Source organism: Burkholderia sp. SRS-W-2-2016, assembly GCF_001931485.1.
Taxonomy (GTDB): domain Bacteria; phylum Pseudomonadota; class Gammaproteobacteria; order Burkholderiales; family Burkholderiaceae; genus Paraburkholderia.
This window is the reverse complement of the sequence record NZ_MSDV01000026.1, coordinates 179,550-195,113: the sequence shown is the minus strand read 5'-3', so window position 1 is coordinate 195,113 and position 15,564 is coordinate 179,550. Positions and strand designations below refer to the sequence as shown.

Genomic DNA, 15,564 nt, shown 5'->3' with positions numbered 1-15,564 from the left:
AAAATCCCCGATGTCCTGGCCTATTCCAGTTTTCACAAAAATCGAATACCCCAAGCCGATCGCGTGGCGGCTGTGGCTTCCGACGCTCTCCGTCATTGCTGCTGGAGCAGTGGGGGCGGTGTTGCTGCTATGGCCTCACGGCAAGTCGACACAGACGTTACAGTTCTGGGCCACGCTCATTGGTGCGCCGCTGGTGGCCTGCGCGTTCGTGTTTGGTGCAAAGCTGGACCAGTGGGAAGATGATCAGACTGACGCAGAGGAATCCGAAAAGGAGCAGCACCGGCTTCGAGGGATGTGGCGTGAATGGACACGCCGCGATTTGTGCGTCATCGATGTAGCTGCCTTTCCTGCTGCCACAGACGAAATTGCCAGTTTCGCCGGGGCAGCAACCGACTTGCCCACGAACAGCGACCGCAGCGTGATGTATGACTGGACGAAGAACCGTGGGACAGCGTTTCGGCGCACACGCCTCTTGCATCTGGTTGCACGGCGCTTTGCCGACAAGCTCCGGCTTCGCAAAGAGGTGCTGGTTACGCTGATGCTGGACGATTCGTCGCTTGGACAGGAGGACGCCTGGACTAATCAGGTAATGCGCACTTTTTCCGCTTTCGCTCCAGGGACGATATTTCACGTCGAAGCCCAATCGGCAGAAGGCGGTGTTGATTGGATTACGCGGCAGACGGACACGGTCGATCCAGCCATGCGGCTTGTGATCGCCGCGCAACTGTGGCGAGACGGAGAAGAGCAGCACGGATTCAGCGAAGGAGCTGCGGCCTTTCTCATTGCACCTGGTTCGTCGCATGCAGGTGTCATCTTCCGCCCTATGACTAGCACACGCGACACGCGAGAAATCGGCCTCACCCAGATCAAGGAGTACCAGGTCCCTCCCGACCGTCTGGCACTTGCGTGGTTCACCGGCTGCGAAGAGGCCGAGTCGACTGCCATCCGCTCGGCGCTAACACAAGATCCGACGGACGCCACAGTCGAACGTCTGCTCGACAAGTCCTTGGGACTACCCGGCCCGGCCAGCGGCTGGATCGCCCTCGCGATCGCAATGGAAGCGATGCGCGGAGCCGGCCCGCAACTGGTTGCCTGGCGCGAGCCCGAATCTGAATCCCTGCATCTGTGCACGGTCTTGCCCCTGCCTCAAAAGGAAACAACGGTTTGAAGAGCGAAAAAAAACGTATCGTGGGACGGGTTCTGATCATTGCCGCGCTCATTGCAATAGTCGCGTGGTTTCTCTTCTTTACCGTGGACTCAAAGTATCTGGTCGGGTGGATTACCCGCTATCAGAACTTTCTTATTCCTGCTGGACTCTTCGCCATCGCCGGGATCGGTTTTGTTATTCAGCGACGCCGGCAGAAACGCGACACGATCCAGCAGACATCGAAAGAGCAGGGTGCGCAGCCGGCAGAGAAAACGGATGCGACCGCCAACGCCGCGAAGAATCGTGCAGAGCAGGTCGTGCTGTGGGCGCAGGACCTGAAGTCGCATCTGAAGCAGAAACGATGGTTTCGCTGGGCCTACGTACAACCTTGGGTGCTGGTTGCGGGCGACGCCGCGACCGTGACCGCGTTGATGCCGGAACTGGCCACGAAGGGCTCGCTGGTGACCGACGACGCTGTGCTGCTCTGGGGCGGCCTGCGCGCCGACGGTCGTCTGGATGAACTGTGGTTGCGTCAGATTCGCAAGCTACGCTGCAGCCGTCCGCTCGATGCGATCGCAGTCGTGCTGGATGACGGAACCCTCTTGCTTGACCATCCGAACGAAAAGAATCTTTGGGGTCTACACCTTGCCGGGATCAGAGAGATTCTGCGCTGGTCGGCGCCAGTGTTTGTCCTTGACATCGCCGGCGCGGATCCTGTGCACCGGTTCGACACGCCAGTCACCGGCTGTGAATTCCGCCGTCCGCTCAATGCGTCCGCGGTTGAATCGGCGCTGTTCGAGCTACGCGACCGGCTCGCGGACCGTAGCGTGTATCAGCTCGTCGCCAATCCGGACGACGCGTACACGTCGGAGCTTTCAAAGCGGCTCGATACCCGCGCGGCGCCGCTCGCGCGCTGGATTACCGGTCTTTCCGACTGGCAGCGTCGTGCGATGCCAGTCGGTGGTGCGTTCTTCGCGCCGCTGGCCATTGCTGGCGGATCGGCATCGACATCGGCGTCGTGGGATAACACCCGTTTGCCGCTCTGGCGCTACCTGACAGAGATTGCGAACCGTACACCGGGCCGCCGCACCTTCACCAACCCGGTAACGATCACCTCGACCATCGCGCTCGCCCTCATCGCCGTATGGACCACCGGCATGCTCATCTCCGGCATGACCAACGCCCGCGAAGTGATGCTCACAAAGGAGTCGCTGCAAGCGCTGACCCACGCAACCGACACCCCCGCCCGCCTACGCGCGCTGCACGGCCTGCAACAGCGCATCAGCCTGCACGAGGCACGCGTGCAGGAACACACGCCATTACTGACCCGCTTCGGCCTGAACCACGACCGCGCCGTGCTAAACGCGCTATGGACCCCCTACGCGCAAGCCGCAAAACCGCTCCTGATCGCCCCCGTCCAGCAGGACATCGAAGGCCAGCTCATCGACCTCGGCCAGATGCCGACCGACCAGATTGACGACCAGACCAGCCAGATGGCGCAGGACGGCCAGCGGGCGCTGAAGACCTACCTGATGATGGCCGACCCGCAACGCGCCGATCCCGCGTTCATGACGCCGCAGCTCGCGCATCACTGGAACCGCGACACCGGCCTTCGACCGGGCGAAAAACTCGACCTGTCCACCCAGCTGATGAGCTTCTGGGCCCAACACCTCCGAGCCCACCCCGACTGGCGCATCCAACCGCGCGAGGATCTCGTCGGCAACGCGCGCCAGACGCTGCTAGCGATCATCGGCGTGAAGAACTCCGAGGACACGATCTACCAGAGCATCGTCGATTCGGTAGGCCACAAGTACCCCGACCAGACCCTGGCGTCGCTCACGGCAGGCACGGACACGCGCGGCCTGTTCTCGACATCGGCGACGGTCCCCGGTGTCTTCACGCGCCAGGCCTGGGAAGGCTCGATCGAAGCAGCAATCGACGACGCCGCCCAACGCAATGGCGTAGAAGGCAACTGGGTGCTAGGCAACACAGGAGACTCACAAGACTCACAGACCGGCACGGCAATGCCTCCCGACGCGCTACGTACAGCCCTGCGAGCACATTATTTCTCCGACTACGCCGAGCGCTGGCAGGATTTCATGAACAGCATCCGGTCCGAAACCGCGCCGACGTTGCCGGCAGCCGTCGGTCAGCTCAAGCTCATCGCCGATGCACGCCAATCGCCGCTCATCGCGCTGATGAAGTCGCTCGCCTGGCAGGGCGGCGCGGGCATCCAGCAGGCGTCGCTTTCGGATGCGCTGGTCACGAAGGCGCAGAACCTGCTCGGCAGGAAAGACGACGGCCCGCAAACGGCCCAGACCGCACCGGCCGGACCGCTCGATGCCACCTTCGGACCCGTGCTCAAACTGGTCGGCGTGGCGAACAGCGGCAACCCGGCACCCGCGGCCGGCAGCGACGTAAGCATGGAGCGCTTCACGGAGCGCGTGACGACACTGCGACTGAAGCTGCAGCAGATCAGCGACAGCGCCGACCCCGACGACCAGGCGCGCCAGATCGCCCAAACACTCTTCCAGGGCAAGGGCTCGGAGCTCTCCGACACGCTAGCCTACGCGCAGCTCGTCGCCGCAAGCCTCGGCGAACAATGGGCCGGCATGGGCAACGCGTTGTTCGTGCAGCCGATCGAGCAGGCCACGCAGACGGTTCTCCGCCCGGCAAAAGCAAGCCTGAACGATGCATGGCGCCAGACGATCGTCGCCGCATGGAACCGTTCGTTCGCCGGACGCTATCCATTCGCGAGCACTGCCAACGATGCGTCGCTGCCCGAGTTCGCACGCTTCGTGCGTCCGCAGGGCGGCCTGATCACCACCTTCCTGTCCACCCAGCTTGCCGGCGCATTGCAGTTGCAGGGCGATCAGTGGGTAGCGGCGTCGGGTGGTACGGGCGCGGGCAGCATGACGCGTGCTTTCGATCCGCAATTCCTCAAAGCGATCAACACGCTGCAGCAGATCGCCGGTCACCTGCTCGCGCAGGGCGAGCCGCAATACACGTTCGCGCTCAAGCCGGTGCCGACGCCGGGCATCACCGATACGCTGCTCACCCTCGACGCCCAGACATTGCACTACTACAACCAGCTGCAAACGTGGCACACGATGACGTGGCCATCGAGCGATCCGCAAAGCGCCGGCACACGCATCGAGTGGCAAACGGATTCGGCGGGCACCAACAGCACGTTCGAATACAGCGGCCGATGGGCACTCGTGCGCATGCTCGAGCACGCCAGCGTCGAACCGGTCGATAGCGCGACGTATCAGTTGACATGGCTGGCCCGTCCTGACAACGCGGATATCAAGGCCGCTCCGAAGCAGACGGACGAAGCGGAAGACGCGGCGACACTGACAGCACAGGCGCCGCGCGCGCCGGCACCGTCGAACATGACCCGTCCATTGCGCTACCTGATGCGCACCGACGTGGGCAAGGGTCCGCTGGAACTGCTCGCGCTCAGAGGTTTCACGTTGCCCACGCGCATCTTTATCGAGCCCGCCGTGCCCGGCGCGAAAGCGCCCAAAGTAAGCGGCCCGCCGCCGTTGCCTAAAGCAGCGTTGGCCGCCGCAAAGCACGCGTTCATGCCCATTCCGCAAGGGCAAGTACCGCAATGATCGATTCGCGCGACCCGCAAAAGCGGTTGTCGAAAAGCGTGACGCATAGCCAGACAAAGAATCCGTACCATGACAGACCCCACCCGAGATAACGAGATCCTGCGCTATTACGAGGCAGAAATGCGCTACCTGCGCGAGGCCGGCAAGGAGTTCGCGCAGGCGTTTCCCGATCGCGCGCGTGAACTGGACCTCGATCGCGTGGGCGAGCGTGATCCGCACATCGAGCGCCTGTTCGAAGGCTTTGCTTTCCTGATGGGGCGTCTGCGCCACAAGCTCGATGACGAGTTGCCCGAACTCACCGAAGGTCTCGTCAGCATGCTGTGGCCGCACTATTTGCGGATGATCCCATCGCTCGCGATCCTCGAACTCATTCCCGAACAGGGCGCGCTGCAGAAGCACGAAACACTCGAAGCTGGTCTTGAGGCGACCTCAGACCCGGTCGGCGAGGGCAACGTCACAACCGAGTGCGTGTACCGCACGACCCAGGCGGTCGACATGTACCCGCTCGTGCTGAGCGAGGCCGGCGTCTATGCGCGCGAGGACGGACGCTCCGTGATCCGTTTGCGTCTCGACATCCAGACGCAAACCGAACGCACACGGCTTCAGGTGCCGCGTCTGCGCCTATACCTGAATGCGGATCGTCCAGTCGCGCTCTCCCTCTACGCCGCACTCACCGCAAAGCCCGTAGCGATGCAGGTACGTGTACCGGGCTGGCCCGAAGACCGCCCAGGTGCACCGGTCGCGATGCCAGGCCTGCGCCTCGCACCAGCCGGTTTCGCCGCCGAGGAACGCTTGTGGCCGAAAGCCGATAACGCGTTCGGCGGCTACCAGCTGCTACTCGAATACTTCACGTTCCCCGAGAAGTTCATGTTCGTCGATCTGTTCGGACTCGATCTGCAGGCGCTCCCCGCGTCGGCCACATCGGTCGACGTCGAGGTCGTGCTCGAACGGCCGTATCCGGACGACATGCGCTTCACCGCGGACAACGTGCGTCTCTATTGCACGCCGGTCATCAACCTCTTCACGGTCGGGGCCGATCCTGTGACGGTCACGCAGCACGAAACTGAGTATCGCGTGCGAGCGCGGGCCGAGCAGGGTTCGCTGATCGACATCTATTCGGTCGATGGCGTCGAGTACTTCGAGCGCGGCCGGCGCTTCGAATACGTGCCGTTCGCCGCATTCAAACATCGCGGCGGCATGCTGCGCCACGACATGCCCGAGCGCTACTACCACACCCGCATGCGGCGGGGGCCGTCCGGTCGGTTCGATACGTGGATCGTGCTCGGCGGCCATGCATGGGAGCAGGCGAACACGTTGCCCACCGAAACGCTGACGCTATCGGTGACCGGCACCAACGGGATGCTGCCGCGCAAGGCGCTGCGCGAAGCGGGCATTACGCGGATGCGCGGCGGCTTCACCAACATCGGCGCGGTCCGCAATCTCACCGCGCCGACGCTGCCGGTCTATCCGCCGACAGGGGACCGCTACCACTGGCGCGTCCTCTCGCATCTCGCGCCGAACTACCTGTCGCTGCTCGACGCGGAAATCCTGCGCGGTTCGCTCGCGCTTTACGACTGGACCGATGGTGAGCTCAACAGCCGGCGCATCAATGCGATTACCGATGTGCGGCATCGGCCGCTCAGCAAGCTCGTGAAGGGCGGACTGATGCGCGGCGTGGAAATCACGGTGACGCTCGACTCGGGCCGCTTCGCCGGCGATGGCGACATCGAACTCTTCGGCAGCATGCTCAACCGTTTCATCGGCCTCTACGCGACGTTGAATCTCTATACGAAGCTCGTGCTCGTCGCGCAGCCGACCGGACGCCGTATCGAATGGCCTGAAACGAAGGGCGAAGGAGCGCCGTTTTGAACGCATATACGAGGCGCGCCGCTGCACCGGCGAACCCTACGCCCTTACTGCCCGCGCTATTCGATCAGGCGACGCGGATGAACTTCATCCGCTTCTGCGAACTGCTCGAATTGGCCGCTCCGGACACGCCGTCGCTGGGTACAACCGATTCGCCCTCGACCGACCCGGTCCGGTTCCGCTCGCGCGCACAGTTGGGTTTCCCCGGCCGGGAGATCGACGCCGTCAGATACGACATCGATAATCCCTATGGGCCGCCGTCGGTGGTCACGACCTTCCTCGGACTCTACGGTGTCGATGCGCGCATGCCCGCGTATTTCATCGACGAGGTTGCGCAGCATCGCGACGGCGCCGAGCCGCTGGCGGCGTTTCTCGACATCTTCCATCACCGCATCATCACGCAGTTCTATCGGGTCGCACGCAAGTACCGGTACCCGGTCGGCTTCAGACGCGACGGCACCGATCCGGTGTCGCGCTATCTGCTCAGCTTCGCCGGCTTCGGATTCAGCGCGCCCGCACGTCTGGCCCATTCCGCGACCGGCGCAAAACACCAACCCGCCGGCGCGCGCCAGCGGCTCGCCGAGGTAGCCGACAAGCGCCGCCTACTGTCGATGCTCGGCCTCGCGATGCAGAAAACGCGCACCGCCGAAGGCCTCGCCGGCGTGTTGCGGCACGCGGTACCGGACGCCGCGATCACGGTCGAGGAATTCCATCCGGTCTGGCGGGAAGTTACGGATTTCGAACCGGCCGCGCTCGGCGAACAGTGCCTGCTCGGCCGCGGCTTTTATGACCGCGCGAACGTGGTCCGCGTGGTGATCACGCCGGTCTCGCGCGAAACCGTGTTGTCGCTGGTGCCGGGGCAGCCCACGCATCGCGAGATCATGACGCTGCTGCGTTTCTATCTCGGCTACGAGAGCGAAGCGGACCTCGAAATGCATGTGCGAGCGGAGTTGATGCCCAGACCCACGCTGGAGCCGCGCCAGACCAATCTGGGTTTTACCGCCCAACTGCAAGCACCGTCCCGATCCGCAGCCGACGCATCGGCGCGCATCACGCGCGTGCAGCTTGGCCGCTGGAACGGAGCAGGGGAAGCAAACGCATGAAGAACAGCAAAACGAACGGGGGCTACCTCGAAATGGATAAAAACATGAAACCCGTTGCACATCACCTCAGCCTCGCACTCGCAATCCTGTCGGCTGTTGCCCTGGCCGGCTGCGGTGTCGCGCAGGCGGTCGGCGACGGCACCGTCGATGCCGCGAAATGGGCGTTCACGACCCAGGTCAAAACGATGAACGTGGACCTGAAGGGACGCGCGTCGATCAACACCGATGCGCAGGGGCAATCGCTGTCGACGGTGGTGAGGTTCTACCAGCTCAAGGATGAGAAGACCTTCGCGCAACTCAATTACACCCAGTTGCAGTCGAACGATCTGAAACTGCTCAACGCGGATCTGCTGGCAACCAAAGACGTCGTGCTGCGTCCCGACGCGAGCGCAAGCATCGACGAACCGATGGACCCCGACGCGGAGTTTGTCGGCGTGGTGGCGTTCTTCCGCGAACCCGACCGGAACGGCGCATGGAAGCTCAGTATCCCGAAGAAGCAGTGGAAGAAGACGGACCCGGTAAAAATCGAAGTTATCGGAAACCAGCTGGTGCTGGTCGACGCGAAATCGCAACCGGTCAAACCGAGCGCTCCGCAGCAGGCGGTACCGGCAAGCGCTGCGTCGTCGGCGTCGTCGGCGGCGGTAAAGCCTCAATCGGTTACCCGTGAGCAGGGTTGACCGGCCTCCACGCACTACCGTGGCCGCCGTTGCAATTGCATTGAAAACCTCCACAAAACCCGGGTATTCTTTCGTCTGACGTTCGGCATGCCGAACGTATGGGGCGGCGTGCCGCGAAACCACCGCCGCGCAACCCGCCATTCACTCGCAGTCGTCCGCACCCTCGTGCACGGGCTTCGAAATGATCAAGCGCATCACGCTGATTTCCGCTTCGATAGCCCTCGGGTGCGTCGCGACCATCGGCCCGGTGCTCACGAGTCTCTACGTCGCGCACCGCGAGGTCGAACGGCGCGACCGGGTCGAACTTCGCGACCTCGCCGAAAAAGCCACGATCCGCGCGGAGATGGTCGCCTATCAGGTGCTCACCGCGCTGGCCGATCTGAACCGCGAGCCCGGCATGCCCTGTTCGCCGGAGAACCTCGAACAGACCGCCCGCGTCATCTACAACTACCGCTATGTGCAGGACGCCGGCGCCTATGCGAACGGCTACTACCTGTGCTCGCCGCTGCTGACCGGCACCGAGCCGAGCGAGCTGGGCCTGCCGCCGCCGGATTTCCGCGGCACCGACGGCTATTTCCTGTGGTTCCAGCGTCAGAGTCCGCTGAGCGACGCGCGCAAGGACATCCTGATCGGCCACGACGGCCACTACGTTTCGATCGATCCGACTTCGTTCGTCGACCTGATCGATCCGGCGCGGCGCCCGATCGCGGTCATCCACATTCCGTCGGGCACGCTGCTCGCGGTGTCGACCGGGACCGATCCGGACGAGATGCTCCGCGTGTGGAAAAACGGCGGCAGCGCGCAGAGCGACAACTGGAATTACGCGGTCGGCCGCTCGACGACCCAGCCGCTCGCGGTGGTCGTGAAATCGCCGCGCAGCAGCGCCGCCGGCGACTGGCCGAAGCTGCTCGCCGGCTGGCTGACGATCGGCGTGGCCGCCGGCGGGGTGCTCGGCTGGCTCGCCTACCGGCGCGTGTCGCGGCAGCTGTCGTTCGTCGCCCGGCTCGAATGGGCGATCGCGCGGCGCCGGATCGACGTCGTGTATCAACCGATCATGCGGCTCGCCGACGGCCAGTGCGTCGGCGTGGAAGCGCTGGTGCGCTGGACCCAGAACGGCCGCGTGATCTCGCCGGAGGTGTTCGTGCGGGTTGCCGAGCAGAACCGGTTGATCGAGCCGTTGACCGATCTCGTACTCGAACAGACGCTCGTGCAACTGGGTCCGTTGCTGCGCGCGAATCCATCGTTCTACGTATCGATCAACGTCAGCAGCGACGATCTCGGCACCCGCCGGTTCCTCGACCGGCTGACCGCGTCGCTCGCCGGCACCGGCATCGCGCCGGCCCAGCTGCGGGTCGAGGCGACCGAGCGCAGCTTCATGAACGCGGATACCACCCGCGACGTGATTGCCGCGTTCCGCGCGGCCGGGCATCCGGTCTATATCGACGACTTCGGCACCGGCTATTCGAGCCTTTCCTATTTACAGAGCTTTCGCGTCGACGTGCTGAAGATCGACAAGTCGTTCGTCGATACGATCGTGCAGGACGCGGCTTCGAGCGTGGTCGCGCCGCATATCATCGCGATGGCTCACGAACTGGGCGTGGAACTCGTCGCGGAAGGCGTCGAGTCGGCGGGGCAGGCGGCGTGGCTGCGCGACAAGGGCGTGCAGTATGCGCAGGGCTGGTATTACGCGAAGGCGATGTCCGCGGCCGAGCTGACCGGCTGGCTCGCCAGCAATCGCCGCGCATGCGAACTGGATAGCGCGCCGGTGGTGTAAAAACGCCGGCGAGCCCGAGCCTGAGCACGAGCCGGAGCCCGAGCCTGAGCCCGAGCCCGAGCCCGAGCCCGAGCCCGAGCACAAGCCCGAGCACAAGCCCGAGCACAAGCCCGAGCACAAGCCTGAGCCTGAGCCCGAGCCCGAGCCCCAGCCCGAGCCTGGGCGCGGGCCAACACCAATACTCGCGCCGCCGCCGCGCGTCAGAACCGCCGCCGCGTCAGAACCTTTCGGACACGTATTTAAACGGATAGTCCGGTTGCGTATAGCCGTCCGCCTTCTGCCGCTTCGGCAACGTCACCTTCTTGCGCGGCATCTGTTTGTAAGGAATCCGGCTCAGCATGTCGCTGATGATGTTCAGCCGCGCGCGCTGCTTGTCGTTCGAATCCGCTACGTACCACGAAGCATATTCGGTGTCGGACGCCGCGAACATCGCGTCGCGCGCGCGCGAGTAGTCGTACCAGCGGCTGTACGACTTCAGATCCATGTCGGTCAGCTTCCACGTCTTGCGGCCGTCGTGAATACGCGATTCGAGCCGCCGCGTCTGCTCGTCGGCGCTGACCTCCAGCCAGTATTTGAGCAGGATGATGCCGGACTCGACGATCGCCCGCTCGACCAGCGGCACCGCCTTGAAAAAGGCCGCCACCTCCGCCTCGGAGCAGAAGCCCATCACCCGTTCGACGCCCGCGCGGTTGTACCAGCTGCGATCGAAGATCACCACTTCGCCGGCGGCCGGCAGATGCGGCACGTAGCGCTGCATGTACATCTGGCTTTTCTCGCGCTCGCTCGGCGCGGGCAGCGCGACCACCCGGAACACCCGCGGACTGACGCGCTCGGTCATCGCCTTGATCGTGCCGCCCTTGCCGGCGCCGTCGCGTCCCTCGAACACGATGCAGACCTTGGCGCCGGTCTGCACGACCCACTCCTGCAGCTTGACGAGTTCCACGTGCAGGTCGAATAGCGCCTTGCGATAAGCCTTCCCCGAAAGCGAGCGGTCTTCTTTCGCCGACGCGTCGTTGTCCGCCGTTTTGCTGGTCATTTGGGTGTCTCCAATGGATGCGCGCAACCGGGCCATGATCCGGCGCTCGCATCCAGGGTACGACGCCGCGCCGGACAAGACCATACGACCTTGGTCCAATAGGGTCGTACGGGGTGGCTCGCGCGGCTTGCGCGGCGCGTCCGGCCCGCGTGCGGCGCCTGCTGTAAGACCAAGGTCCGATGGCCGCGACGGCGGGCGATGACATCATGAGTCTGCAGACATGCCTGGCGGCACCGGTCGCACGCACCGGGGCGTCGCAACATAACCAGAACGGAGGTCGACGGTGAACAGACGGAATTTTGTGCAAACCCTCGCGTTGTCCACCATTGCCGCGAATCTCGCGTTGGCGGGCTGCACGATGACGCCGGGAAGCGGCAAGACCCCGGAGACCAATGCGTCGAAACGGCAGGCGATCGACGCCGCGGTCGACGGTACGCTGTCGCGGCTGTTCGGCACGGTGAAGGGTTCGAGAGAGCTGGTGGATAAAGCGCAAGGGGTGCTGGTATTCCCCGACGTGAAGAAAGCCGCGTTCATCGTCGGCGCCGAATACGGCGAGGGTGCGCTGCGGATTCACGGCACGACCGCCGGTTATTACAGCACCGCGGCCGCGTCGTTCGGACTTCAGGCGGGCGCGCAGTCGACCGCGGTGATCTTCCTGTTCATGACGGCCGACGCGCTGCATAAATTCCAGAGTTCGGCGGGCTGGTCGGTGGGCGGCGACGTCGCGGTGTCGCTGGTGAAGGTTGGCGCGAACGGCGTGATCGACTCGAACTCGGTGTCCTCGCAGGTGGTCGCGATGGTGCTGACCAATACCGGTCTGATGGCCGATCTGTCGCTCGCGGGCACCAAGGTCACGCGGCTCGACATCTAGCCACGCGCGTTCGCGGGCGCCACTCGCGGGGCCGCGTCGAACGACGCGGTTCGGGCGAGTTCTGGCTGCGCGCTTCGCATTGCGCGGTGGCTTCAAAAATATACGGCGCCGGTTGCAACCGGCGCCGTCGCGTTTTTGTATTCGCTCGAATCGCTCGATGCGAGCGGGTTGTGTCACCCGTCCAAAAGCGCCAATTCTTTTCCAATTCCGCCATCGCCTGCCGCCGTATTGTGTTATTTACAAAGGATTCAAACGGATTCGTTACACGGCGGCCAAACGATCGGTCTCCCACGACCATCGATTTCTGAATAAGCTAATTCGCGACAATTTGATTGTGATCAAACTATTTTGCTGAAATCCCGGCAATTTAGTGGACCGGGTTATTGCGAAGCCGTTATCCGGAACGAGAAAGACGGTGAGCGAGCGCGGCGTGGAAGCGCGACCCTGAAGCGCGATCCGGAAGCGCGATGAGCACCGCGTGGCGCGGAACCCTCCGCGGCTGCGCGATTTTATGCGTTTTGCGTTGCAGATCGGCTCCGTATAATTAAATGGATATAAAACAGCAATGCGCTTTATGTCGTAAACGTGCTACGGATGGCGGAAACTGCATAGATTTTTTTCCTACGCGTATACGCCAGCGGCAGAAAATACATGCAGCCCGAGCATTTCATTTCGCGAATGGCCTATACTGGTCTAGCTATCGTCAAACCGACAAAAAGTAAGGGGCGGACATACGAGGGTCCGCTCGAGAAGGGATAAGTCCAGCTGATAAAGAATCCGTGGTGCCAATCCGGAGATACCGAATGATCAATCTGATCGTACACGGCAGACATCTGGCAATGGGGGCGGCGGGGATATTAACGGCACTGTATGCGCAGCAGTGGCGTGTAGCAAAAAACCCTTCCGCGGCAGATTCCCGTGTTGCCAGAATTCCCGAGATTCAGGGACACAGCTTTTCCAGTTTCACGTCTCCCATCCCGTTTCGCCCGCCGTTCCCGTCCCATGCCGCCGGCATGACGGCTAGCGCGTCGGTGGCCGGCACGCAGCCCGCGCCGGCATCGGGCTGGCTGAGGTACGCGGCAGCGGCCTGCCGGCCGTGGCGGCACAGCGGTCGCGACCCGCTTGCGCGGCAGATGCTCAATGCGAAGACCCGGCTGGGTGAAACGCTGAACATGCTGCCGGTGCCGATCGTCACCGCGGATCAGTTCGACAGGATCGTGTTCGCCAATGAGAGAGCGGCGCAGCTATTCGGCTATACGTGCGAAGAACTGATCGGCGCATCCACCGCGATGCTGTTTCCGGGCAGCGGCCAGTCCGCCGCCAATCCGGCCGGCGCCGCGCGCGGCGCGGGCAATCAGGCGGCTCAAGGCGCGACGCCTGGGGCGACCGCCGGCGCGACCGCGCAGACGCTGATCGCGCGGCGTCGCGACGGCGTCAGTTTTCCGGCCGAAGCGGAAACCAGCCATTGCCGCATCTCGAACCAGCTGTTGCAGATCACCGCGATTTCGGACTGGAGCAAGTGCCCGGAATTCGGCCGCAATCCTAAGGAACTCGAACATCTGGCGCGCGCGTCGTCGTTGGGCGAACTTGCCGGGTCGCTCGCGCACGAGTTGAAGCAGCCGCTCACCGCGATCCTGTTCAACGCGCAGGCGGCGAAGAAATTCGTCGATTCGGAAAACGTCAATCTGGTGGAACTGCGCGAGGCGCTCGAAGATATCGTCAGCGACAACTGCCGTGCGAACGACGTGATCCAGAAAATCCGCGCGCTGGTGCGCAAAGGCGATGTGGAATTGCAGCTGCTGGACCTCGGCAGCGTGGTGCGCGACATCGCGCTGCTCGTGCACAGCGACGCGCTGACCCGCGAGGTGCGCACGCGCTTCGATATCGCCGACAACCTTGCGTTGGTCTGCGGCGATCGCGTGCAGTTGCAACAGGTGGTGCTGAACCTGCTGCTGAACGCGTTCGATGCGGTCAAGGATTGCGCGCCCGCCGACCGGCTGGTCGAAACGATCGTGCGCGAAGAGCCGGACGGCCATGTGCGGATCACGGTGAAAGACCGGGGGCAAGGTCTGACCGTCGACAACATGGACAAGATTTTCCGGCCTTTCTTCACCACCAAGCCGCAAGGGCTCGGTCTCGGACTGTCGATCAGCCGCACGATCGCGACCGCTCACCAGGGCCGGCTGTGGGCCGAGAACAACGACGACCGCGGCGCGTCGTTTCACCTTACGCTGCCGCTCAGCCGCGGCGGCCGTCAGCCTGGCGAGTTGCGCGCATGACGAACCAGAGTGCCAGCCGGGTCTTTGTCGTCGACGACGACGATAGCGTGCGCGCCGCGCTCGCGCGTTTGCTGCGCGCGTCGGGCTATAACGTCGAGTCTCTGGACTGTCCGCATGCGTTGCTGGAGCGTGCCGATCTGGCGAGCCAGCCGGCCTGCGTCGTGCTCGATCTGCAGATGCCGGGCATGACCGGACTGGAGGTGCAGCAAAAGCTCGCGCGCCTGCTGCCGATCGTGTTTCTGACCGGCCACGGCGACGTCAGCTCGAGCGTCGAGGCGATGAAAGGCGGCGCGCTCGACTTCCTGCCCAAGCCGGTCGCCGAAGCGCAACTGCTCGCGGCGGTCGAGCGCGCGCTCAAGCGTGCGTGCATCGAAAGCGAACGGCGCCACGAACGCGCGGAAATCGAGGAGCGCATCAGCCATCTGACGCGCCGCGAGCGCGAGGTGATGGACCTCGTCGTGACCGGCCGGCTGAACAAGCAGGTCGCCAGCGACCTGGGCGCGGCCGAAAAAACGATCAAGATTCACCGCGCGCGGGTGATGGAAAAAATGAAGGCGAAAACCATCGTCGAACTCGTTCAGCTGGTGACCAAGGCGCGCGCCTGCGCGACCGACGAAGAATGATGGACGAGGGGCCCGGCGCGTGGCCGGGCAGGGTTGCGGCGCCGCCGTCGCGCGCGTCGCTCTACCGCTCCTGGTGGACCAAAGTCCTATATCACGGAGAGCTTTCAACAGTTACGCTGGGTCTTCGACGATCTACCTGGCGGAACATTCGCGCGCTCGCGCCGCATTATGGTCAATCCGAACCAAATCGTTGCGGTGGTCGATGACGACGTGTCGGTATGTCGGGCTATCAAGCGCTTGTTGCATTCCGAAGGTATCAGAGCAGAGACGTTCGCTAGCGGTGACGAGTTTCTGAATACGCTTTCGGCAATTCCGTCATATCGCCCCGCGTGTGTGATCGTCGACGTGCAGATGCCCGGAGTCAACGGCCTCGAGGTCCAACGCCAACTCACGTTGCTCGGCGTACCCGTGATCATGATTAGCGCCTACGACGATCTCGCCGTACGGCAGGCCGCGCTTGCGTCCGGCGCCGCCGCGTATCTGCGCAAGCCGTTCAACAGCGCGATCCTGTTCAAGGCCGTCGAGATGGCGATCGCCGGTCCGCAGCCCGGACCGTGACACTCGCGCGATA

General features: G+C 63.7%; 11 protein-coding genes. 10 read left to right on the top strand and 1 reads right to left on the bottom strand.

Annotated elements, in window-relative coordinates:
• The first annotated feature begins 10 nt into the window (after positions 1–10).
• From BTH42_RS13525 to BTH42_RS13500, 6 genes are all read left to right on the top strand, one after another.
• Positions 11–1,168, top strand: coding sequence for a hypothetical protein (locus tag BTH42_RS13525; RefSeq protein ID WP_075300030.1), 1,158 nt, complete (start codon positions 11–13; stop codon positions 1,166–1,168).
• Positions 1,165–4,764 carry an ImcF-related family protein gene (locus tag BTH42_RS13520; RefSeq protein ID WP_075300028.1) on the top strand — a complete coding sequence of 1,200 codons (3,600 nt, stop codon included), beginning with the start codon at positions 1,165–1,167 and terminating at the stop codon, positions 4,762–4,764. Before BTH42_RS13525 ends, BTH42_RS13520 begins: the two co-directional genes overlap by 4 nt.
• Before the next feature lie 69 nt (positions 4,765–4,833).
• Complete coding sequence (tssF, locus tag BTH42_RS13515; RefSeq protein ID WP_075300026.1) at positions 4,834–6,633, top strand: type VI secretion system baseplate subunit TssF; 1,800 nt, start codon at positions 4,834–4,836, stop codon at positions 6,631–6,633.
• Positions 6,634–6,710: 77 nt separating this feature from the next.
• Positions 6,711–7,733: a type VI secretion system baseplate subunit TssG gene (tssG, locus tag BTH42_RS13510; protein WP_075300024.1), complete on the top strand. Its 1,023-nt coding sequence runs from the start codon at positions 6,711–6,713 to the stop codon at positions 7,731–7,733.
• A gap of 32 nt (positions 7,734–7,765) precedes the next feature.
• Positions 7,766–8,410, top strand: a complete 645-nt coding sequence (gene tssJ / locus BTH42_RS13505) for a type VI secretion system lipoprotein TssJ (protein ID WP_075300196.1) — start codon at positions 7,766–7,768, stop codon at positions 8,408–8,410.
• A gap of 181 nt (positions 8,411–8,591) precedes the next feature.
• Positions 8,592–10,184 carry an EAL domain-containing protein gene (locus BTH42_RS13500; protein WP_083654787.1) on the top strand — a complete coding sequence of 531 codons (1,593 nt, stop codon included), beginning with the start codon at positions 8,592–8,594 and terminating at the stop codon, positions 10,182–10,184.
• 217 nt (positions 10,185–10,401) lie between these two features.
• Here BTH42_RS13500 and ppk2 read toward each other — a convergent pair whose 3' ends face one another.
• Positions 10,402–11,220 (bottom strand): polyphosphate kinase 2, encoded by an 819-nt coding sequence (gene ppk2 / locus BTH42_RS13495; protein ID WP_075300022.1) that lies wholly within the window; start codon positions 11,218–11,220, stop codon positions 10,402–10,404.
• A 283-nt stretch (positions 11,221–11,503) separates the two neighbouring features.
• Here ppk2 and BTH42_RS13490 point away from each other — a divergent pair, with 283 nt between their 5' ends.
• The 4 genes from BTH42_RS13490 (at position 11,504) to BTH42_RS13475 (ending at position 15,551) form a co-directional block, all read left to right on the top strand.
• The gene (locus BTH42_RS13490) at positions 11,504–12,091 is read left to right on the top strand and encodes a YSC84-related protein (protein WP_075300020.1); all 588 of its coding nucleotides are present in this window, start codon (positions 11,504–11,506) and stop codon (positions 12,089–12,091) included.
• Between the two features lie 1,013 nt (positions 12,092–13,104).
• Complete coding sequence (locus BTH42_RS13485; protein WP_256702011.1) at positions 13,105–14,370, top strand: ATP-binding protein; 1,266 nt, start codon at positions 13,105–13,107, stop codon at positions 14,368–14,370.
• Positions 14,367–14,993 (top strand): response regulator transcription factor, encoded by a 627-nt coding sequence (locus tag BTH42_RS13480; protein ID WP_075300016.1) that lies wholly within the window; start codon positions 14,367–14,369, stop codon positions 14,991–14,993. Before BTH42_RS13485 ends, BTH42_RS13480 begins: the two co-directional genes overlap by 4 nt.
• 168 nt (positions 14,994–15,161) lie before the next feature.
• On the top strand, positions 15,162–15,551 hold the full coding sequence (locus BTH42_RS13475) for a response regulator transcription factor (RefSeq protein ID WP_075300014.1): 390 nt from the start codon (positions 15,162–15,164) through the stop codon (positions 15,549–15,551).
• Positions 15,552–15,564 lie beyond the last annotated feature (13 nt).